Below are 23,850 nucleotides of genomic sequence, written 5' to 3'. Positions count from 1 at the left end.
TCGCCTAAGAAATTATTTTTTCAAGATCATCGGGAGATAAACGTTTGAGGGCCTCCAAAGATTTAGCCAATTCATCCTGCAGTGAAGAAGTTGTCTGGCGCAGGGCCTGAACCTTCTCGACAAAGGCCGCAAGGCTTTCCGCGCCGAACAGCGACTTGATGGGCATATCCACGCCCAGCTGCTGCTTGACCCGGGTCACCACCTGCGCCACCAGCAAGGAGTGGCCGCCCAGCTCGAAGAAGTTATCGGTCATGCCCACCCGCTCCAGCTTCAGCACATCGGCCCAGATCGCCGCGATCTGTTGCTCCAGTTCGCTCTGCGGCGCCACGTAGACCTGCTGCATCTGCTGGGCGTCGACCTTGGGCAGGGCCTTGCGATCGAGCTTGCCGTTCGGTGTCAGCGGCAACGCTTCGAGGAACAGCAAATAGGCCGGCACCATGTAGTCCGGCACATGCTCTTTCAGCGCCGTCTTGATGCTTTCGCGCAGGGCCGCCTGGGCGTCCCCCGCCACCGCCATTGCGGCGTCGCTCGGCACGATATAGGCCACCAGTTGCTGGCCGTTCTCACTGTCATGGGCCAGGACAAAGGCTTCACGCACCGCCGCCTGCTGCACCAGCCGCGCTTCGATTTCACCCAGCTCGATACGGAAACCGCGGATCTTCACCTGATGGTCGATGCGGCCGATGTACTCGATCACCCCATCGGTGCGGTAACGGGTCAGGTCGCCGGTGCGGTACACCCGGCCACCGTCGCTGGAAAACGGATTGGGCACGAACTTCTCGGCGGTCAGCCCTGGGCGCGCCAGGTAGCCGCGCGTCACCCCGGCACCGGCCAGGTACAACTCGCCGGCACTGCCCACCGGCACCGGTTGCAGGTCCGGGCTGAGGATGTAGCTCTGGGTGTGGCTGATGGCCCGGCCGATATTGGCCTGCCCTCCCGCCTCGCGCCGGGTGTAGGTCGAGTAGGTGGTGTCTTCCGAAGGGCCGTACAGGTCGTAGACATGCACCAGCCCGGGCTGCTGATAAAGGCTATCCACCAAGGCCTGCTTCAGTGGTTCGCCCGCCAGGTTGATGATCCGCACGCTAGGCGGAATCTGCCCGCTGCGCTGTAGTGCGGCAATCGCCGAGGGCACGGTGTTGATCAAGCGCACCCGATCACGATCCGCCAGCTCCGGAAGCTCCAGGGCATTGCGCGCCAGGACGATGGAGCCGCCGCTGGACAGGGTGACAAACAGCTCCCACACCGACAGGTCGAAGCAGATCGAAGTCGAGGCCAGCACCCCTTGCAGGTCATCGGCGCTGTACACCCGGCTCGACCAGTCGATCAGCGCCAGCACGTTGCGATGGGCAATCGCCACGCCCTTGGGCAGGCCGGTGGAGCCGGAGGTGTAGATCACATAAGCCAGATTGTCCGCAGTAGCTCGCTGCGGCGGATTTTCCGGCGAATGCGCGTCCAGCCAGCCCGGCTGGGCATCCAGTTGCAGGGTCTGCAAGGATTCCACGGACGGCAGCAGCGACAGCAAGGCGCTTTCGGTCAGCAGGATCTGCGCCTGACTGTCGCGCAGCATGTGGGCCAGACGATCCTGTGGATAATCCGGGTCCAGCGGCACATAGGCGCCACCGGCCTTGAGCACCGCCAGCAGCGCCACGACCATTTCCGGGGTGCGCTGCAGGGCCACGCCCACCCGTACTTCAGGCCCCACGCCCAGTTCGATCAGCTTGTGCGCCAGACGGTTGGCCCGGGCATTGAGTTCCCGGTAGCTCAGGCGCTGGCCGGCGAACAACAGCGCTTCGGCGTCGGGGCTTTTCTGTACCTGTGCTTCCACCAGTTGCTGCACACAGCCATCGCAGGGGAACTCACCGGTAGTCGGGGTCCACTCGTGCAGCCGTTGGTGCTGCTCGGCAGCCCCCAGCAGCGGCAGGTCCCCCAGGCGCTGCCCGGGTTGCTGGACAATGCCCTGCAGCAACTGCACCCAGGACTGGCCCAGACGCTCGATGGTGGACGCCTCGAACAGGTCGGTGGCATAGGTCAGGGAAGCCCAGAGCCCATCCTCGGATTCGAAGGTGTCCAGGCTCAGGTCGAACTGGGTCGTGCTGTCCTCGCCCTGGAGCATCTGCACCTGCAACCCCGGAACCGCCAAGGCCTCGGCGCCTTGGCGAGCGGCGGCCTGGTGGTTGAACATCACCTGAAACAGCGGACTGTAGCTCAGGCTGCGCTCTGGCTTGAGGGCTTCCACCAGCTGTTCGAAAGGCAGGTCCTGATGCGCCTGGGCCTCCAGGGCGCACGCTTTGACCTGACGCAGAAAGTCGCTGAACTTCAGTTGCCCGTCGACCTCGGCCTTGAGCACCTGAGTGTTGACGAAGAAGCCGATCAGGCGCTCGGTCTCGACCCGATTGCGGTTGGCGGTCGGCACGCCAACGCGGATGTCCGCCTGGCCGCTGTAGCGGTGCAGCAGCACCTGGAACGAGGCCAGCAGCAGCATGAACAGCGTGACCCCTTCGCGCTGCGCCAGCTGTTTCAGGGCCCCCGGCAAGGCGCCATCCAGGCTGATGCCATGGCGCGCGCCCTGGTGGCTTTGCTGCAACGGCCGTGGATGGTCCAGGGGCAGGTCCAGGACCTGGGCGCCGCCTTCCAGTTGCTGCAACCAGTAATCCAGTTGCCGCTCGCGCTCACCCGCCTCCATCCACTGGCGTTGCCAGGCCGCGTAGTCCGCGTACTGCACCGCCAGCGCCGGCAACTCGGCCGGCTGCCCCTGGCTATAAGCGCCATAGAGCCGGATCAGCTCCTCCACCATCACCTGCATCGACCAGCCATCAGAGACGATGTGGTGCTGGACCAGCACCAGCACATGCTCGTCCGCCGCCAGGCGCACCAGGGTTGCCCGCAACAGCGGCCCCTGGCGCAGGTCGAACGGCTGACGCACCTGGGTGTCGATGACCTGCTTGACCAAGTCATCGGTGTTGCCGGCCTCCACCAGCAGGGACAAGTCCTGCTGGCTGATGGGCAAACGGGCCTGGGCCGCGATCACCTGGGTCAGGCCCCGGGCGCTCTCGAGAAAGTGCGTGCGCAAGCTTTCATGGCGGGCGATCAAGGCATCGAAACTGCTTTGCAGGGCCCGGCTATCCAGCAAGCCACGCAGGCGCAGGGCCATGGGGATGTGATAGGCGCTGCTGTCAGGGTCCAGCTGCCAGAGGAACCACTGGCGTTCCTGGGCATAGGACACCGCCAGCGGCTGCTGCCGGTCCACCAGGGGCATCGGTTGCAGTTGTTCGGCGGTTTCCGCACCCAGCAGGCGGACGAACTCTTCCAGCGTCTCGCCTTCGAACAGCCACTTGAGCGGCGCTTCGATCCCCAGTTCCTGGCGGATGCGCGACATCACTTGGGTGGCCAGCAATGAGTGACCGCCGAGTTCGAAGAAGTTATCGCTCAAGCCGACCTTCTCCAGCTTCAGCACCTGGGCCCAGATCCCCGCCACCTGCTGTTCACGCTCGCTGCGCGGGGCCACATGGGCCTGCTGCAACAGGCTGCCATCGATGGTCGGCAAGGCACTGCGATTGAGCTTGCCGTTGGCAGTCAGGGGCAGCGCCGGGAGGAACAGCACATGGGCCGGCACCATGTAGCCCGGCAGGTGCTCGCGCAGCCCGGCCTTGATGGCGTCGCGCAGTGGCAGTTGCTCGACAAGCGGGTCCTGGCCGTTCCAGTCCAGGCCGACGGGCACCACATAGGCCACCAGTTGCGGGCCATCGGGGCCATCCGCAGCCAGCACCACCGCCTCGCGCACGGCGGGCAACTCCAGCAGCCGCGCCTCAATCTCCCCCAGCTCGATGCGGAAACCGCGAATCTTCACTTGATGGTCGATACGACCGATGTAGCCGATCGAACCGTCGGCCTGATAACGCGCCAGATCGCCGGTGCGATAGAGACGCCCACCGGCCTCGCCAAACGGATCCGGGACAAACCGCGCCGCACTCAAGTCGCCGCGATTCAGGTAGCCCCAGGCCAACCCCGCACGCCCCACATACAGCTCACCGACGCAGCCCTTGGGCACCGGTTGCAGGTTGCCGTCCAGCAGGTACCAGGCCATGTCGGGAATCAGCTCGCCAATCGGGCTGGCCCCCGTCAGGCTCAGGTCCGCCCGGGTCAAGGGACGGTAGGTCACGTGCACCGTGGTTTCGGTGATGCCGTACATGTTCACCAGCTGCGGGCGCTGATCGCCGAAACGCTGGAACCAGGGTTGCAGGGTATTGACCTCCAGGGCCTCGCCACCGAACACGATGTAGCGCAACCGATGCACAGGCTCGGCGCTGCAGGCCACGTGCATCAACTGGCGGAACGCCGACGGCGTCTGGTTGAGCACCGTCACGCCCTCGCTGCAGAGCAGCGGGTAGAAGTCCTGGGCCGAGCGCGCCACCTCCTGGGGCACGATCAGCAGCCGCCCGCCGTACAGCAGGGCACCGAAGATCTCCCACACCGAGAAGTCGAACGCATAGGAGTGGAACAGGCTCCAGACATCCTCGGCGCCGAACTGGAACCACTCCTGGGTGGCCGCGAACAGGCGCAGGACGTTGTGGTGCGGCTGCAAGGTGCCCTTGGGCTTGCCGGTGGAGCCGGAGGTGTAGATCACGTAGGCCAGGTCTTCGGGCGTCACCCCGACCTCGGGGTTGTCGACCCGGTAGCCGTCCAGAGGCTGCTCCAGCAACCAGGTACTGCCGGCAAACGCCGGCAAGCCCTGCAGCAGATGCCCCTGGGTCAGCAGCAACGCGATGGCGCTGTCCTGCATCATGTGCTGCAGGCGATCCTGGGGATAGGCCGGGTCCAGCGGCACATAGGCACCGCCGGCCTTGAGGATCGCCAGCAGGCCGATGACCATCTCCAGACTGCGTTCCACCGCCAGCCCCACCAGCACATTGGGCCCCACACCCTGCTCGATGAGCTTGTGCGCCAGACGGTTGGCCCGCTCGTTGAGCTGCTGGTAGTCCAGGCTCTGCCCGGCGCAGGTCAGGGCAATGGCCTGGGGTGCCCTGGCGGCCTGGGCCTCGATCAGCTGATGGAGGCAGGCCCGCGAAGGGAATGCCTGCGGCTGCGGGTTCCACTGGCCAAGGATCTGCGTCTGCTCGTCGGCCGCAAGCAAGGGCAGCAGGCCGATGCGCTGTTGCGGCTGGCGGACCACACCTTGCAGCAACTGGCGCCAATGGACGGCCAGACGCTCGATGGTGGCGGCGTCGAACACATCGGTGGCATAGACCAGGGACGCGGCGATCCGACCCTGGGTTTCCACGGTGTCCAGGGTCAGGTCGAACTGCGCCGACTGCCCTTGGGAGTCCAGGGCCTCGATGCTCAGGCCCGGCAGGTTCAGGGGCCTGGCTGCGCCCGCCACTTCCACCTGGTGGTTGAACATCACCTGGAACAGCGGGTTGTGGCTCAGGCTGCGCTCCGGCTGCAAGGCCTCTACCAGTTGCTCGAAAGGCAGGTCCTGGTGCGCCTGCGCCGCCAGGGCGGTCTGGCGTACCTGCTGCAACAACTGGCTGAAGGACATCTGCCCGTCGATCTCGGCCTTGAGCACCTGGGTGTTGACGAAGAAGCCGATCAGGCGCTCGGTCTCGACCCGGTTGCGGTTGGCAATGGGCACGCCGACGCGGATATCGGCCTGGCCGCTGTAGCGGTGCAACAGGGTCTGGAAAGAAGCCAGCAACAGCATGAACAGGGTCACCCCTTCCTGCTGGGCCAGGCTGCCCAGGGCTTCACTCAACGGCTGCTCCAGGGTCAGCTCCAGGCGCCCGCCCCGATGGCTCTGCACCGCGGGGCGCGGGCGATCCAGAGGCAGTTCGAGCAAGGGCTGCTCGCCGCCCAGTTGCGCCGTCCAGTAGGCCAGTTGCCGGTCCTTTTCACCGGCCTCCATCCAGTGCCGCTGCCAGAGGGCGTAGTCGGCATACTGGATCGCCAGCGCCGGTAACGGCGCCGTCTGGCCCTGGCAATGGCCGATGTAGAGCGCGATCAGCTCATCCACCATGACCTGCATCGACCCGCCATCGGAAACGATGTGATGCTGGGTCAGCACCAACACATGGTCATCCTCGGCCACCTGCAACAGAGCGACCCTGAGCAGCGGCCCGGCCAGCAGATCGAACAACTGCCGGGTCTGGGCCTGGACGAAGTCCTGCACGGCCGCCTGGATCTGCTGTTCGCTCGCCTGCGCCGACAGTGCCTGGCGCACCAGTTCCAGACGCGCCTCGGGGGCTACCACCTGCAGCGCCGTGTCAGCCTCCTCGACGAAATGGGTGCGCAGGCTTTCATGGCGGGCGATCAGGCTGTCGAAGCTGCGCTGCAGGGCCTCGATATTGAGTTTTCCGCGCAGGCGCAGGGCCTTGGGAATGTGATAGGCGGCGCTCTCGGGCGCCAGTTGCCAGAGGAACCACTGGCGTTGCTGGGCATAGGACAGCGGCAGGCGCTCCTGACTCAGGCGCACTTCGGGAATCGGCAGGTTGGCCGGTGAGATGCCCTGTTCGAGCATCTTCTGCAGGTAGACCTTGCGCTTCTCCAGGGGTAGCAGGATGAAGCCTTTGACAATTTTCAGCGCGGTGGTGTTGTCCATTACACAGCCTCCATTTCGTCGAGCAACAGTTCCAACGCACTCAGATCGGCGCTGTGCACCTGGCCGGGCGTCTGCTGCAACTGGCTGACGAACAGCCCCAGGGTTGGAAATTCAAACGCCATCTGCACACTGACCTGGCGCCCAAGCTTGAGCTGGACTCGAGAGACCATCGCGGTGACTAACAAGGAATGCCCACCCAGTTCAAAGAAGTTATCGTTCATGCCCACCTGCTCGACCTCCAGCACCTGGGCCCAGATCGCCGCGACCTGCTGTTCCAGTTCGCTCTGTGGGGCGATGTAGGCCTGCTGCAACAGGCTGACGTCGGCCTTGGGCAGGGCCTTGCGGTCCAGCTTGCCGTTGGGGCTCAACGGCAGGGCCTCAAGGAACAGCAGGTGCGCCGGCAGCATGTAGTCCGGCAACACCTCCCTGAGGGCCGTTTTCAGTCGCTCGCGCAACTGCGCCTGCTGTTCCGGGCTCTCCACCGCCACGCCCGCGGCCGCCACCACGTAGGCCACCAGCTGTGGACCTCCGGCCGCCTCCTGGGCCAGCACCACGGCTTCGCGTACCAACGGCAGTTCCAGCAGGCGCGCTTCGATCTCGCCCATTTCAATGCGGAAGCCGCGGATCTTCACCTGGTGGTCGATGCGCCCGGCGTACTCGACCACGCCCTGGGCGTCATAACGGGCCAGGTCGCCGGAGCGGTACAGGCGCCCGCCGTCGCGGCTGAACGGGTCGGGGATGAAGCGCTCCGCCGTCAAGCCCGGACGGTTGTGGTAACCCCGGGCCAGCAGCTCGCCACCGATCATCAACTCGCCGGTGGCGCCGCTGAGGGTCAAGTTGCCGCTGTTGTCCAGCAGGTAGATAGAGCGCCCCGGCAGGCCCTTGCCCAGCGGCATCTGACTCGGCAAGGTTTCGCCGTCCTGCAGGTAGCGGCTGCAGTCATGGGCGGTGACACTCACCGTGGCCTCGGTCGGGCCGTAGGTGTTGAGCAGGCAGACCTGATCCAGACCGGCCTGTTTCCAGGCGGCCACGCCTTCCGCCGGCATGGCCTCGCCTCCCAGGTTGAGCTGGCGCAGGCGACCGAAATCACGGGGTTCCCGGGCGGCGAAATCCTTGCCGAGCATGAACCAGTAGGCGGTGCTCAGATCGACGATGCTGATGCCCTGCTCGATCAGCTCGCGGTAGAAGGTTTCGCTGTCCCACAGCGCCTTGCCACGAATCACTACCGAGGCGCCACAAATCAGTGCCGGGTACAACTGTTCGACAAAGGCGTCGAAGTTGAAGGTGGAGAACTGCAGGCCACGGTCTGCCGAGCTCATGTTGAAGCAGTCCCGGGAAACCTGGGCGTGCTGGCTCAAGGCGCTGTGGCTGATATCCACGCCCTTGGGCCGGCCGGTGGAGCCAGAGGTGTACATCACGTACGCCAGGTTGGCGCCCTGGGCCTGCGGCGGTGGGTTGCCCAGGCAGTAGCCGTCCAGGCCCTGCTGATCCAGGCACAGGCGGGGTACCTCCACCCCGTCGCGCAGGCGTTCCAGCAGCGGCGACTGGGTCAGCAGCAGCTGGATGCCGCTGTCCTGCATCATGTAGTGCAGGCGCTCCTGAGGGTATTCAGGGTCCAGCGGCACGTAGGCGCCGCCGGCCTTGAGTACCGCCAGCAGGCCGACAATCATGTCCAGCCCGCGCTCCACGGCAATACCCACCCGCACATCCGGGCCCACGCCCTGCTCGATCAACGCATGGGCCAACTGGTTGGCCCGCTGGTTGAACTGGCCATAGCTCAGTTGCTCGCCGGCACACAACAGTGCTACCGCATCCGGGGTTCGTTCGGCCTGGGCCTCGATCAACTGCTGGACGCAGAACGGCGACAGGTCCCGCGCTGGAGTACGGCTGCGTTGCTCCTCGATCAAGCGGCGTTCGGTAGCGCCAGTCAGCGCCAACTCACCGATGCTCGCCTGCGGCTGTTCCACCAGCGCCATGAGCATCTGCTCCAGATAATCCGCCAGTTGCTCAATGCTGGCCTGGGCGAAATGCTCCCGGGCATAGCTGTAGTCGAACGCCAGGGTCTGCCCCAGGTACACCGACAGAGTCAACGGGTAGTGGGTCTGCTCATGATTGGCCGCCAGGCCGAAGCTCAACTGCGCCGGGGCACCTTGGGCCAGGGCCTCGGACACCGGGTAGTTTTCGAACACCAGGATGTTGTCGAACAGCGCCTCGGCCCCAAGGCCGGCCCAGCGCTGCACGTCGTACAGCGGCGTGTGTTCGAAGTCGCGCAGGGCCAGGTTGCGTGCCTGCACCTCCTGCAGCCAGTCACTGACCGGCATGTCCGGGCGCGGCGCAGCCACGACCGGCAGGGTATTGATGAACAGGCCGATCTGCTGCTCCACGCCCTTGAGCTCCGCCGGGCGGCCAGACACCGTGGCGCCGAACACCACGCTGTCCTGCCCGGTGTAGCGTTGCAGCAACAACAGCCACGCCGCTTGCACCAGGGTATTGACCGTAACCTTTTGCTGGCGGGCGAACTCGCTCAAGCGTTGCGTCTGTTGCCCGTCCAGGTGCTGTTGATGGGCGGCGTAGCCCTGGCCGGCCAGGGCCTGGCCACCGCGGCTGATGGCCTGGGCCAGACGGGTTGGCTCATCCAGATCCGCCAGTTGCTGCTTCCAGAAGGTCTCGCTGAGCCTAGCGTCCTGGCGTTGCAGCCAGGCGATGTAGTCACGATAGCGTCCCGGCGTCTGGCTCGCGTACTGCCCTGCGTAGCGTTGCAGCACTTCCCCCAGCAGCCGCGAGTTGCTCCAGCCGTCCATCAGGATGTGATGGTTGGTGTAGATCAGGTGATAGCGCTGCTCGCCGGTGCACACCAGAGTCAGGCGCAACAGCGGCGCGGCCAGCAGGTCGAAACCTCGCCGGCGTTCTTCCTCAGCCAACCGGTCCAGGGCGGCTGGCAGGGCCTCGATTGCCCGCCAGTCATGCTCGACAAAGTCCAGGGCAATGCGCTTGTGCACCACCTGCACCGGTGCCGGCAGCTCGCCCTGCCAGAGGAACCCGCTGCGCAGAATGTCATGACGGTCGATGGCTGCCTGCCAGGCCTGGCGGAAGCGCTCGGGCTCAAGCCCGTCCACGTCCACCCGCAACTGGTTGATGTAGTCACCCGCACCCTGTTCATAGAGGGTGTGGAACAGCATGCCCTGCTGCATCGGCGACAACGGGTAAAGGTCCTCGACCTCGGTCAGCACCAGGGGCAGTTGATCCAGCTGTTGCTGGTTCAGGCCCGCCAGCGGGAAGTCCGACGGAGTCACCCCACGGTGCGCGGGCTGGCTGCAATGGTCGATCAGCGCCTTGAGCTCCCGGGCGTAGTCATCGGCCAGGTGCTGGATGGTCGCGGCATCGAACATTGCCCGGCTGAAGGTCCAGCCCAGCTTCAATTGGCCGCCATAGACCTGGCCATTGATGCTCAGCCAGTTGCCCAGCGGAGCCTGGGCGCCTTGATCGGCGCCCTTGGCTTCGGTACTGGGGGCAAACCAGGCATCCGGCTCATCGAAGCTGCCATCGAACTGGCCCAGGTAGTTGAAGGTAATGCGCGGCACCGCCAGTGCGGCGAGGGCTGCCTGTGCTTGAGCATCCCCCAGGTAACGCAGGGCACCAAAGCCGATGCCCTTGTTCGGCACGGCCCGCAGTTGCTCCTTGATGAGCTTGATCGAATCGGCCAGGGCCGGCTGTGGCGTCAGTTTCACCGGGAACACACTAGTGAACCAGCCCAGGGTACGGCTCAGGTCGATGCTGTCGAACAGCTCCTCGCGGCCGTGGCCTTCCAGTTGCACCAGGGCGCTGCTTTCACCGGTCCAGCGGGTCATGACCCGGGCCAGGGCAGTCAGCAGCAAGTCGTTGATCTGGGTGCGATAGGCCACCGGCGCGTCCTGCAACAGGCGCTGGGTGTAGCTCGGGTCCAGTTCGGTGCTGACGCTCAGGGCGTCCTCGATCACCACCTGATCCGTTGCCCGGTCGCAGGGCAGGCCCGACTCGACGTCCTGCAGCTGCGCCTGCCAGTAAGCCAGCTCCTGCTGCAGCGCCGCGCTGCGGGCATAAACTTGCAACTGCCCGGCCCAGGCCTGGGAAGAGCTGGTCTTGGCCGGCAGCTTGATGGCGTGCCCGGCGGCCTGCTGCACCAGGGCCTGATGCAGGTCCTCCAGCAGCACCCGCCAGGACACCCCGTCCACCACCAGGTGATGGATGGCCAGCAGCAGGCGCTGGGTGCCATCACGCAACGTGAAAAGCACGGCACGCAGCAAAGGCCCCTGTTGCAGATCGAGGCTGCGTTGCGCGGTATCGCACAGGGCTTGCAGCGAATCTTCAGTGGCGTCGTCCGCCAGCCAGAGCAACGCATCGGCTTGCATCGCCGCCAACGGCGCCGCAGTCACCTGCCCCAGCGGAGCATAAGTGGCGATCCAGGCAGGGCCTTCTTCGACAAACTTCAGGCGCAGGCCGTCGTGGTGTTCGAGCAAGGCTTGCAAGCCCTGCTGCAGTGCCTCGGCACTCAGAGGCTTCAGCGGTTTGAGCAGCACCGACTGGTTCCAGTGATGACGTTCCGGTACCGGGGTGTCGAAGAACCATTGCTGGATCGGCAACAGCGCCGTGGCGCCACGCACCGGCCCCTGGTCGATCTGCAAACCGCCCTCGCCCTGCTCCGCCACCGTGGCCAGCCCTTGCACCGTCTGGTGCTGGAACAGGTCTTTGGGGGTGAAGCGGATTCCCGCCTGTCGGGCACGGCTGACCACCTGGATCGAGATGATCGAGTCGCCCCCCAGCTCGAAGAAGTTGTCGGTGACGCCCACCTGTTCAAGTTTCAGCACATCGGCCCAGATCGCCGCGATCTGTTGTTCCAGCGGGTTCTGCGGCGCCACGTAGGTCTGCTGCATCAACTGCGCATCGACTTTGGGCAGCGACTTGCGGTCCAGCTTGCCATTCGGTGTCAGCGGCAATGCTTCGAGGAACAGCAGGTAAGTCGGCACCATGTAGTCCGGCAGGCTTTCGCGCAGGCGCGCCTTGATGCTTTCGCGCAACGGCGCCTGGCGCTCGTTGCTCGACGCCACCTCGGCGTCCACCGGCACGATGTAGCCCACCAGCTGCTGGCCGCTCGGCCCTGGCTGGGCGATCACCGCCACTTCCAATACCGGGTCTTGTTCCAGCAAGCGCGCTTCGATCTCGCCCAGTTCGATACGAAAACCCCGCACCTTCACCTGATGGTCGACACGGCCGACGTACTCCACCAAGCCATCGGTGCGATAGCGGGTCAGGTCGCCGCTGCGGTACAGCCGCGCCCCGGTGGTGCTGTAGGGGTCAGGGATAAAACGCTCGGCCGTCAGCCCCGGACGATCCAGATAGCCCCGGGCCACGCCCAGGCCACCCAGGTACAGCTCGCCCGCCACGCCAACCGGCAACAGGTTGAGGTTGGCATCGGCCACATAAGCGCTGCGATTGCCGACGATATTGCCGATAGGCGCGTAGGCCGCATCGCACGGATCGCCCGCCTTGGCCTTCCAGATCAACGGCGTAACCACGGTTTCAGTCGGGCCGTAACCGTTGAAGATGTACTTCGGACGCAGCACTCGCCACGCCAGATCGTAACTGGCCTGGGGCACGGCATCGCCGCCGAAGCAGTAGACCCGCACCGCCGGCGGATTGCCGTCGCGCTCGGCGTGCACCGCCAGTTGTTGCAGGTACACAGGCGGGAACACGCCCACGGTGACGCCGTAGCGATGCATCTGTTCGTAGGTGAATTCCGGCGACCACAGGCTGTCATCGCGGATCAACACACTGGCGCCGTAGATCAGCGGGTGCATCCAACCTTCGTGGGAACCGTCGAAGGCGAAGGACATGAAGTGCAGCTCGCAATCCGCCGGGCTCATTTCATAACGCTCGCCAGTGGCCAGGCTGTGCATGGCCAGCGGGCCGTGGGACACCGCCACGCCCTTGGGCAAGCCGGTGGAGCCGGAGGTGTAGATCACATAGGCGAGGTTTTCCTCGGCCAGCTCTACCTGCGGACTGGTCACCGGGTAAGCCGCAAAATCAGCCGCGCCTTCGACGCTGAGGGTCGGCAGCCCCTCAGGAATCGGCAAGCGATCCAGCAGATGGCTCTGGGTCAGCAGCAGCCACGCGCCGCTGTCTTGCATCATGTAGCGCAGGCGGTCCTGGGGATATTCAATGTCCAGCGGCACATAAACCCCGCCGGCTTTAAGCACGGCCAGGAAGGCCACCATGATTTCCGCGCAGCGCGGCATGGCAATCGCCACCCGCACTTCCGGGCCAACGCCCAGCTCGATCAACTTGTGCGCCAGCTGGTTGGCCTGCGTATCCAGCTCGCGGTAGCTCAGGCGCTGCTCGGCGAAGAACACCGCTGGCGCATCCGGGGCCTTGGCCGCCTGATCGGCGAACAGCTGGTGAACAAAACGCTCGGTCGGGTAGACCACCTGAGTGTGGTCCCAGTCCTGACGAATGCGGCGCTGCTCGTCCTGACCCAGCATCGGCAGCTCGCCCAAGGCCAGCTGCGGTTCAAGCATGCCTTGCAGCAGGTTGCGCCAGTGGTCGGCCAACTGTTCGACGGTGACCTCCTCGAACAACTCGCCGGCATAGATGAACGAAGCGTTGATCCCGGCGTCGGTCTCCAGGGTTTCCAGGGTCAGGTCAAATTGCGCGGTCCCGCCCTGCAGGACCATTTCCTCGGCCAGCAGGCCCGGCAGGCTGGCGCCGTCGGTGCTCTCCCCAGCAATGCTCAGGTGGTTGTACATCACCTGGAACAACGGGTTCTGGTCCAACGCACGCTGAGGCTTGAGAGCATCCACCAAACGATCAAACGGCAGGTCCTGATGGGCCTGGGCGGCCAGGGCCGTGGCCTTGACCTGCCGCAGCAACTGCGTCACCGGCAGGCTCGGCGCCAGCTCGACGCGCATCACCAGGGTGTTGACGAAGAAGCCCATCACCCCTTCCATTTCCTGGTGGCGGCGATTGCTCACCGGCACCCCGATGCGGATATCCGGCTGGTCGGAGTAACGGTGCAGCAGCAACGCGAACGAGCCGAGAAACAGCTGGAACAGGGTCATGTCATGTTCCCGCGCCACCCGGCGCAGCCCTTGCTCCAGCTCCGCCGGCAAACGCAGCCCCAGGCGCTCCTGGCGATGGCTGACCAAGGCCTGGCGTGGATGATCCAGGGGCAGCTCCAGCACCGGATGCTCCAGCCCCAGTTGCTGGCGCCAGTACTCCAGCTGGCGCTGTTGCTCGCCCTGTTCCAGCCAACTGCGATGCCAGTGGACGTAGTCGGCGTACTGCACGCTCAACGGCTCGAACTGCGGTGCCTGCCCCTGGATCAAGCCGCGGTACAGCGCGACGAACTCCCGGGCCAGCACACTCATGGAGGCACCATCGGAAATGATGTGGTGCAAGGTCACCACCAGCAGGTGATCCTGCTCGGCGATCTGCAGCACCCGGGCCCGGCACAGGGGCCCGCGCTCCAGATCGAACAGTTGCTGGGTCTCCTCCAGGGCGCGGGCCTGGACGGCTTCGCGAGACAAGCCCGGCGTCAATCGCTCCCAGGCCACACTGATCTCGCCCTGTGCATGCACCACCTGGCACAGGCGTTCCTGATGCTGGGTGAAGGTGGTGCGGAACGCTTCATGGCGCTGGGCCAGGACATCGAAGGTCTGCTGCAGTGCGGCCTGGTCCAGAGCCCCCTGCAAGCGGACCACGATCGGCGTGTGGTAGGCGGTGCTCTGCGGGTGCATCTGCCAGAACAGCCATTGCCGCTGCTGGGCATGGGAGGCCGGCAGCGGCCCGTTACGCTCCAGCGCCTCGATCTGCGGCAGCGCGGTGGCGCCCGCGCAGGCCTGGACCTGCTCGACGAACTCGTCCAGGCGTGCAGTTTCGAACAACAGCCGCAGCGGCACGTCCGCCGCCAGCAGGCGTCGCACCCGGGACAGGATCTGGGTTGCCAGCAATGAATGGCCGCCCAGGGCGAAGAAGTTGTCGCCAAGGCCCACCCGTTCGACCTTGAGCACCGCCTGCCAGATCGCCGCGATGCCCTGCTGCAGCTCGCTGACCGGTGCCACAAAGGCCTCCGCCGGCGCTTGCTGCTGCAATGGCGGCAGGGCCCGCAGGTCGAGCTTGCCGTTGGGGGTCAAGGGCATGCTGTCCAACGCCAGGAAGTGCATCGGCAGCATGTAGTCGGGCAACACCACCGCCAGTTGCCGGCGAATCTCCTGCCACGCCGTCTCCGGCGCCTGAGCCTTGGCCAGCACCACATAGGCCGCCACTTGCGGCTCACCCGCCACACTCACCACCTGGGCCACGGCGTCCTCGACCTGGGGCAACTGCTTGAGGGCCGCGGTGATTTCCCCCAGCTCGATCCGGTAGCCGCGGATCTTCACCTGATGGTCGATGCGGCCCAGGTAATCGAGCGCCCCATCGTCCAGATAACGCACCAGATCACCGCTGCGGTACAGGCGCTGCCCGTCGCCGCTGAAGGGGTCCGGCACGAAGCGCTCGGCGGTCAAGGCCGCACGCTGGTGGTAACCCCGCGCCAGGCCGGCACCGCCCAGGTACAGCTCGGCCGGGGTGCCGGGCGCCACCGGTTGCAAGGACGCATCCAGCACCCGCGCCCGAACGTTGGCCAACGGCAGACCCAGGGGCACCACCGCCAGCTCATCCGCCAGCCCGGCGGCAGCCATGGTCAGGGCGCCGACCGTGGTTTCGGTCGGGCCGTAGTGGTTGAACACCGCGCACTGCGGCGCCAGGGCCGCGATCCTGCGGACCAGCGCCGCCGGGCAAGCCTCGCCCCCCAGCACCAGGCACTGGCGCGGCAGGGAGCGCGCCGGTTCCTGACCGCTGATCAACGCCTGCAAATGGGACGGGACGATCTTCAAGACATCAATCTGGTGGGTGTGCAGGTAGGCACCGAAGGCGTCGGCGTCCAGCCCGGTATCCAGGTCGATCACGTGCAGGCAACTGCCGGAGCACAGGGCGCCGAACAGCGTGGTGTGGCCAAGATCCGCAGCTATGGTCGAGACCACGGCCATAGTGCGCGCAGCCTCCAGTGGCAGGCGCTGGATGATCGCCTGCACATAGTTGGCCAGAGCTCCGTGGCTGATGCTCACGCCTTTGGCGGCACCGGTGGAGCCAGAGGTGTAGATCGAATAGGCCAGGTTTCCGGCCGCCACCCCAGGCCATGGCGCCTGCATTTCGCTGACCGGCGCCCAGGCCTGCGCCTGATCCAGCAACAGCACCTCGACCCCGGCCGCCAGCGGCAGCCGCGGCTGCACCGCCGCCTCGCTCAGCAACAGGCGCACGCCGCTGTCTTCCAGCAGGTAGCGCAAGCGCTGCTCGGGGTATTGCGGGTCCAGCGGCACGTAGGCGCCGCCGGCCTTGAGCACCGCCAACAGGCCCACCACCATCTCCAGGGAGCGCTCCACGGCAATGCCCACCAGCACTTCCGGGCCCACGTCCCGGGCCACCAACGCCGCGGCCAGGTGGCTGGCGCGCTGGTCCAGCTCGCGGTAGCTCAGGCACTGCCCGGCGAACACCAGGGCCGGCGCCTCAGGCTGCGCGGCGACCTGACGGGCAAAGCGTTCGAGCACCGACTCGGCAGCGAACACCTCCCGGGGACCCACGCCCTGGGCCAGGGTGCCCTGGCACTGTTCGGCACTGAGCAACGGCAGTTCGCCAATCGCCGCCTGCGGCTCGCGCACCATTGCCCACAGCAGGTTCTGCCAGTGGCCGGCCATGCGCTCGATGGTCTGCGCTTCGAACAGCTGGCAGTCATAGGTGAACGCGGCCAGCAACTGGCCGCCGCGCTCGAAGGTATCCAGGGTCAAGTCAAACTGAACCGTGCGCTCGTTGCGCGGCAAGGCCTGCACGTGCAGCCCGGAGCGGCTGCGCAGGGTGGTCAATTCAGTGACCTGGGGCTGGTGGTTGTACAGCACCTGGAACAGCGGGCTATGACTCAGGCTGCGCTCCAGGTGCAGGGCTTCCACCAGACGCTCGAAGGGCAGGTCCTGATGGGCCTGGGCACCCAGGGTGGTCTCGCGGATATCGGCCAGCAGGTGCCGCACCGTCCATTGCGGGCTCAGTTCGGTACGCAGTACCTGAGTGTTGACGAAGAAGCCGATCAGCCCTTCGACTTCCTGGCGCGTGCGGTTGGCGATGGGCACGCCGACCCGGATGTCCTGCTGGCCGCTGTAGCGCGACAACAGCAGCTTGAAACCGGCCAGCAGCACGGCAAACAGGGTCACCCCCTGCTGGCGCGCCAAGGCGCCCAGTTGCTGGGCCAGGCCTGGCTCCAGCTCAACCTCCAGACGGCGCCCCTGTCGGCTGACACGGGCCTGCCGCAGATGGTCGGTGGGCAACTGCAGCGGCGAATGCTCATCCCCCAGCTTGGCCTGCCAGTAGTCCAGTTGCCGCTCCTGCTCCCCCGCCTCCAGCCAACTGCGCTGCCACAGGGCGTAGTCGCGGTACTGGATCGGCAACCCCGGCAGACTCGGCGCCTGCCCCTGTAGCAGGCTGTCGTAGGCGTGCAAGAACTCCTCGATCAAGACCCCCATCGACCAGCCGTCCGCGACGATATGGTGCAGGGTCAGCAGCATCACGTGCTCCTGCTCGCCCAGGCCCAGCACGCAGACCCGCAGCAACGGCCCCTGCTGCAGCTCGAAGGGCCGGCGCGCTTCGGCGTCAGCCTGCTGCTGCACCCAGGCTTCGCGCTGCTGCGGGTCAAGGTCGCACAGGTCCCGGTAGTCGATGTCGATCTGCGTCTGCTGGACCACCTGCCGCGGCTCATCGTTCTCCAGGCAAAAGACCGTACGCAGGCTCTCATGCCGCTCCAGCAGCCAGTCGAAGGCCTGCGCCAGCACGACCCGGTCCAGCGGCCCGCTCAGGCGGACCGCATTAGGCAGGTTGTAGGCCGCGCTCTGCGGGTCCAGTTGCCAGAGAAACCACATGCGCTGCTGCGCGTAGGACAGGGCTTGCCGGTTCGGCACCACAACCCCCGCAGGAATTGGCAGCAGAGAGAAATCGACACCTTCCTTGTCCAGAGCCTTCAAGAACAGCCGACGCTTTTCCAGCGGCAGTTCAATGAATCTGCGGGCGAGCTTCAAGGAGTCTTCTGCATTCATCGGGAGTCATCCGTACTTACGTGTGGGGTATCGAGCATTGGCTCGGTCATCCCTACGGAACGGATGAAGGCCGGGGAAAATTAACCCCGCGCAGCGCCCGGAGCACCCGCTTGCGGGCCCCTCAGGGCGCCTGGGCAAGCGCTGTCGGCAGTAAATCACCCGGCTCATCCTTCGTTCCTTCCTTATCCTCCCCTTGCAGCAGGTGCCTGCCATGTCCTCCGTCCAATCGCTGACCGATCTCCTCACCCAAGGCTTGCACAAACTGACCGGCGTCGACCGGTCCAGGCCCAAGGGCTACCACCTGATCAACGTCGAACTCAAGCAACGCATCGACCTCAGCCCCTCCATGACCCGCCTGGTGTTCGGTGGCGAGGACATCGCCCAGGCCCGCACCCTGGCCCCGGACCAGCGCATCAAGCTGTTGTTTCCCGGGGCCGACGGCACGCCTGCGCAATTGCCAGTGGACGGCGACTGGCAAGCGGCCCGGCGCCAGTTGCCGGCCGCGCAGCAGCCACCGATGCGCACCTACACCATTCGCGCCCTGCGCCTGCAACCGGCGGAGCTGGATGTGGATTTCGTCCTGCATGGGGTCAACGGCCCTGCCTCCGCCTGGGCCACCCACGCCCAGCCCGGCGACCGCCTGCAGATGGTGGTGCCGAACAAGGCCTACAGCGGCGACCCCGGCGGTTATGAATGGCAGCCACCGGCGGGGATTCGCAAGGTGCTGCTGATGGGCGATGAAACCGCCCTGCCGGCCATCGCCGGGATTCTTGAGGCGTTGCAGGAGTATCCGGATTACCCGGATGTACAGGTGTTTATCGAGGTGCCGCATGAAAGCGACTGCATCGACTTGCGCTGCAACCCACAGACCCGGATCAGTTGGTTGCCCCGGGACACGCTCGGTGCGCAACATGGCGAAACCCTGATTCATGCCGCCCGGGAGCTGGCCGAGCTGCCGCCGGCCAATGGCGAGCGGCGCTCGCTCAAGGTGGCCGAAGGCGACCCTGAACAACGTCCCTGGGAAACCGCCGAGCCGGCGGACAACGGTTTCTATGCCTGGGTGGCCGGTGAGTCGGCGACGGTGATGAGCATTCGTCGCCATTTGATCAACGAGCGTGGCCAGGAACGTCGCAACCTGACGCTGATGGGCTACTGGCGCCTGGGCGTGTCCCTGGGCTGAGCCCGTGCCCTGTGGGCGCTGCTGAGCTTGCGAAGCTGCGCAAAAGTCCGCAGGGCCTTGCCTGACGATCGACCGTCAAACCTTGACGGCCTGAAGATCAACCATCCCCCGCCGCCGCCCTGACGACCAACCATCGAACCCTGACGGCCTGTGGATCTTCACGTCCCCGCGGGCCGTTCGCGGCCTGCGCCAGCGGCTGCAACCCGGCGTGCCTTCAGAAAACCAAGGCCGCCGGTTGCAGATGGCGCCGGTGATGCACCTCAAGGTGATCCTGGATCAGGCTCAGCACCTTGGCTTCGTGCTCGTGAATGAAAAAGTGCCCGCCCTCCAACATATCCACCGAGAAGCGGCCATGGGTTTCCTGGCGCCAGCCGATCAGTTGTTCGCGGGTGGCGCGGTCGGCCTTGCCGCCCAGTACGTGCACCGGGCAGTTGAGCAAGGGCCGCTGCAACGGTCGATAGCGCCCGCACAGGAGGAAGTCGGCCCGCAGGATCGGCAAGGTCAGGCTCATGAGTTCCTGATTGGCCAGCACCTCTTCGCTGGTGCCGTTGAGGTTGCGCAGTTGTGCGATCAATTGCTCATCGCTCTTGGGCTCGGCGAAGCCCCGGTCGTACTCGCTGCGCAGGGTCGGCGCGGCGGTGCCCGAGGCAAACAGCGCCACCGGCTCCGGACAGCCCAGGGCGCGCAGGGCGTAAGCCAGCTCGCAGGCCAGCAAGGCCCCCAGGCTATGGCCGAACAGGGCATAAGGTGGGCGCAAGGTGGCCTGGATTTCCCTTGCCAACTGGCTGACCAGGGTATGCACGTCGGTGTGCAGGGGCTCGGCAAAGCGTGCACCGCGCCCCGGCAACTCCACCGGTTGCAGGTGCAGCCAGGTCGGCAGTTTGCGGCGCCAGCGGCTATAGACCATGGCGCTGGCGCCGGAATACGGCAGGCACAGCAGGTTCAACTGAGTCACGGTTTATCCCTCGACGGATCATCTGTTAGGAACAACGCGGCAGCAGGCGGAGAAATTAGTCCGGCACGGGCCTCAACGCAGCCGGCGATAGCTCTGCAACGCCGCCCCCAGCACCACCGCGCCGCCGGCCAGGGCCAGCCAGAAACCGCTGCGGGCGCCGAACTGATCCACCAGGGCACCGGAGCCGGCGGCGCCCAGGGCCACGCCGATGCTCAGGCCGGTGACCAGCCAGGTCAGGCCTTCGGTGAGCCGCGCTGGCGGCACGATGCGCTCCACCAGCGCCATGGCGACGATCAGGGTCGGGGCGAAAAACAGCCCAGCGACGAACACCGCCAGGGACAGGCCAAGAATGTTGCTCGCCAGCAGCAGCGGCAAGGTGGCCAGGGCCGTGGCAATGCCGCCGTACATGAACAGCCGGGGCAAGGGCGTGGCCAGTTTCAGCGCACCAAAGGCAATGCCCGCCAGGCACGAGCCGATGGCGTACACCGACAGCACGATGCTCGCCGCCGCCGGCTGCCCCTGTTGCTGGGCGAAGGCCACGCTGACCACATCCACCACGCCGACGATGGTGCCCATGGCGACCATCAACAAGACCAGCAGACGGATTTCCACGGTGCCGATGATCGATTCCGAACGCCCCGCATCCTGAGGATGCAGCGCCGGCTCGGTGCTCTTTTGCATGACGAACACACTGACCCCCAGCGCCAGCATCAACAACGCCGCCAGGGGCCCGGCCTCGGGAAACAACCCCACGCTCAGGCCCACCGACACTGGCGGCCCGACGATGAAACACACCTCATCGAGCACCGATTCCAGGGCGTAGGCGGTCTGCAACTGCGGTTGCCCGCGGTACAGCTCGGTCCAGCGGGCACGCACCATCGCCGACATGCTGGGCATGCAGCCGGCCAGGGCCGCGCAGACAAACAGCGTCCAGTGCGGCGCTTGCAGACGCGTGCACAACAACAGCGCCAGCAACGCGCCGCCGCCCAGGCCCGCCGCCAGAGGCAACACCCGGCCCTGGCCAAAACGATCCACCAGCCGCGAGACCTGGGGCGCGCAGAACGCCGTGGCCAGGGCAAAGGTCGCCGCCACCGCGCCGGCCAGGGCGTAGCCACTCTGCAACTGCGCGAGCATGGTGATCAGGCCGATACCAGTCATGGAGATCGGCATGCGCGCGATCATCCCGGCCAAGACAAACGCCAGACTGCCGGGGGCATTGAACAATTCACGGTAGGGGTTGGCCATCTACAACGACTCCTTAGGGGACTGCAACGTGCCACAACGCGCCGCTGCAAGAAAAATATATACGCTACGTATGTTAAAAAGCATGAGAACATACGCTGCGTATGTCAATCCTTGTCCCGCAGGAGCACCGTCCCATGAGCAGCCGCCCACGCGCCGAAATGATCGAAGTCACCCGCGCCAAGCTGATCGCCAGCGCGCGTCAGGCCTTTGCCCGCCAGGGTTACGCCAAGACCTCCATGGACGATCTGACCGCCGAAGCCGGCCTGACCCGGGGTGCGCTGTATCACCACTTCGGCGACAAGCAGGGTCTGCTGGCGGCGGTGGTGGAGCAGATCGACAGTGAAATGGACGCACGCCTGGAGGCTATTTCCGATCACGCGCGGGACCCCTGGAGCGGCTTCGCTGAACGTTGCCGGGCCTACCTGCAAATGGCCCAGGAGCCGGAGATCCAACGCATCGTGTTGCAGGATGCGCGGGCGGTGCTGGGCGAGCGCCTGCCGGCCCAGGAGCATTGCGTCGCGTCCCTGAGCCAGCGCCTGCAGGCCCTGGCCGAGGCTGGACTGATCGCCAGTGCGCCAAGCCTGGCCTTGGCCCGCTTGATCAACGGCGCTCTGGTGGACGCCGCGCTGTGGATCGCCGCCAGCGATCAACCCGCGGCGCGCCTGGAAGAAGCGCTGGCGGCGCTGGAATGGCTGTTGCGCGGCCTGCGGGCCTGATCGGCTGGCAACCACTGAACTCCTCGGGCCGTGTCAGGGTCATCTGCACAGGTGCCGGAGGTCGTGCCCTGCCTGCGAGCGGATGCTCGGCAGCCTTGCTCATCGACGGCGGTATGCGCCCCTATGCGGAGTCTCGCGGCAATGGCTGATCAGTCTCACGAAACACAGCGCCCCATCGATGCCCACGGCATCATCGGCGACATGCGCAGTGCCGCCCTGGTCAATGATCAGGGCGGCATCGATTTCTTCTGCTGGCCGGAATTCGACAGCCCGTCGATCTTCTGTTCGTTGCTGGACTCCCCCGCCGCCGGCATCTTCGAGTTGGCGCCGCAGTTAGCCAATGCCCGGCGCCAGCAGATCTACCTGCCGGACAGCAACGTCTTGCAAACCCGCTGGCTGGGTACCGAAGCCGTGGTGGAAATCAACGACCTGCTGGCCATCGATGACGACCCCGACGACCTGCCACTGCAGATCCGCCGGGTGCGGGTGGTCAGTGGCCAAGCCACTTTGCGCCTGCATTGCGCGCCGCGCCTGGACTACGCCCGGGCGCGGACCCAGGCGCGCATGGAGGGCGCGGCGGTGTGCTTCGAGGCCGTCGGTCAACCGGGGCTGCGCCTGGTGAGCGACCAGCCGCTGCGGATCAAGGAGCACGCCGCCTGGGCCGAGTTCGAACTGCAACAGGGCCAGAGCGCCGAGTTCATGCTCGGCGGCCTCGACGACCCCCGGGTGCAGCGTGGCAACAGCGACCGGCACCTGACGCGCACGCTGAAGTTCTGGCGCGACTGGATCGGCCAATCCAACTACCGGGGGCGCTGGCGCGAAATGGTCGATCGCTCGGCGCTGACCTTGAAACTACTGACCTCAAGGCGCCACGGCGCGATCCTCGCCGCCGCCACCTTCGGCCTGCCGGAAAGCCCCGGCGGCGAACGCAACTGGGACTACCGCTACACCTGGGTGCGCGACGCCTCGTTCACCGTCTACGCCTTCGTGCGCCTGGGCTTTGTCAACGAAGCCAATGCTTACATGGGCTGGCTGCGAGGGCGGGTCAGCGATTGCCACGGGCAATCGAAGAAGCTCAACATCCTGTATGGCATCGACGGTCGCCAGACGCTGCCCGAAAGTGAGCTTGCGCACCTGAGCGGATACGGTGGGGCGCAACCGGTACGCATCGGCAATCAGGCCTACGAACAGGTGCAACTGGATATTTTCGGCGAACTGCTGGACGCGGTGTACCTGGTGAACAAATACGGCGAAGCCATCTCCCACGAAGGCTGGAAGCACGCCGTGCAGGTGGTGGATCAAGTCTGCGCCACCTGGCAGAACCCGGATGTGGGGATCTGGGAGATGCGTGGCGAGCAGCATCACTTCTTGCATTCGCGGCTGATGTGCTGGGTGGCAGTGGACCGCGCCATCCGCTTGGCGACCAAGCGTTCGTTGCCGGCACCATTCGCCCGCTGGGACCAGACCCGACAAGCCATCTACACCGACATCTGGAGCCAGTTCTGGGATGACCGGCGCGGGCACTTCGTCCAGCACATCGGCAGCAGCGCTCTGGACGGCTCGATGCTACTGATGCCCCTGGTGCGTTTCGTCAGTGCCAAGGACCCCCGCTGGCTGTCGACCCTGCAAGCCATCGAGAAAAGCCTGGTGCGCGACGGCATGGTCTATCGCTACCGCAACGACGACAGCCAGATCGATGGCCTGCCTGGCACCGAAGGCGCGTTTGCCGCCTGCTCATTCTGGTACGTCGAATGCCTGGCCCGGGCCGGGCGCGTGGAACAGGCCCAACTGGAATTCGAACAGCTGCTGCGCTACGCCAATCCCGTGGGCCTGTACGCCGAGGAGTTCGACAGCCACGGCCGCCACCTGGGCAATACGCCCCAGGCCCTGACGCACCTGGCCTTGATCAGCGCGGCGAGTTTTCTCGACCGGCGCTTGAGCGGCGACAAGAGCGTCTGGCAACCTTGAACCCGGCCCCGGCCTAGCAGTGGCCTTGGCCCTCAGCGAAGGAAATG

General features: G+C 65.8%; 7 protein-coding genes. 3 read left to right on the top strand and 4 right to left on the bottom strand.

From position 1 onward, the window contains the following. Window positions 1–4: 4 nt before the first annotated feature. Both PLD_RS10250 and PLD_RS10245 read right to left on the bottom strand, forming a co-directional pair. Window positions 5–6,592, bottom strand: coding sequence for a non-ribosomal peptide synthetase (locus PLD_RS10250; protein ID WP_159892263.1), 6,588 nt, complete (start codon window positions 6,590–6,592; stop codon window positions 5–7). After that, a complete protein-coding gene (locus tag PLD_RS10245; RefSeq protein WP_159892261.1) occupies window positions 6,592–17,739 on the bottom strand; it encodes a non-ribosomal peptide synthase/polyketide synthase in 11,148 nt (3,715 codons plus the stop codon). Before PLD_RS10245 ends, PLD_RS10250 begins: the two co-directional genes overlap by 1 nt. A 211-nt stretch (window positions 17,740–17,950) precedes the next feature. Between PLD_RS10245 and PLD_RS10240 the strand changes: the two genes are divergently transcribed. Beyond that, on the top strand, window positions 17,951–18,919 hold the full coding sequence (locus tag PLD_RS10240) for a siderophore-interacting protein (RefSeq protein ID WP_159892259.1): 969 nt from the start codon (window positions 17,951–17,953) through the stop codon (window positions 18,917–18,919). Window positions 18,920–19,133: 214 nt separating this feature from the next. On the opposite strand, the gene PLD_RS10235 is transcribed toward PLD_RS10240, so the two are convergent. Next, the gene (locus PLD_RS10235) at window positions 19,134–19,874 is read right to left on the bottom strand and encodes a thioesterase II family protein (protein ID WP_159892257.1); all 741 of its coding nucleotides are present in this window, start codon (window positions 19,872–19,874) and stop codon (window positions 19,134–19,136) included. A 72-nt stretch (window positions 19,875–19,946) separates the two neighbouring features. After that, window positions 19,947–21,119: an MFS transporter gene (locus tag PLD_RS10230; RefSeq protein WP_159892255.1), complete on the bottom strand. Its 1,173-nt coding sequence runs from the start codon at window positions 21,117–21,119 to the stop codon at window positions 19,947–19,949. A 134-nt stretch (window positions 21,120–21,253) separates the two neighbouring features. Here PLD_RS10230 and PLD_RS10225 point away from each other — a divergent pair, with 134 nt between their 5' ends. Both PLD_RS10225 and PLD_RS10220 read left to right on the top strand, forming a co-directional pair. Then, a complete protein-coding gene (locus tag PLD_RS10225) occupies window positions 21,254–21,835 on the top strand; it encodes a TetR/AcrR family transcriptional regulator (protein ID WP_159892253.1) in 582 nt (193 codons plus the stop codon). 141 nt (window positions 21,836–21,976) lie between these two features. Further along, complete coding sequence (locus PLD_RS10220; protein WP_159892251.1) at window positions 21,977–23,803, top strand: glycoside hydrolase family 15 protein; 1,827 nt, start codon at window positions 21,977–21,979, stop codon at window positions 23,801–23,803. Window positions 23,804–23,850: the final 47 nt, after the last annotated feature.

Origin of the sequence: Pseudomonas sp. LD120, from assembly GCF_009861525.1 — a bacterium.
In the GTDB taxonomy this organism is placed as follows: Bacteria; Pseudomonadota; Gammaproteobacteria; order Pseudomonadales; family Pseudomonadaceae; genus Aquipseudomonas.
This window is presented reverse-complemented; position numbering and strand designations above follow the sequence as displayed.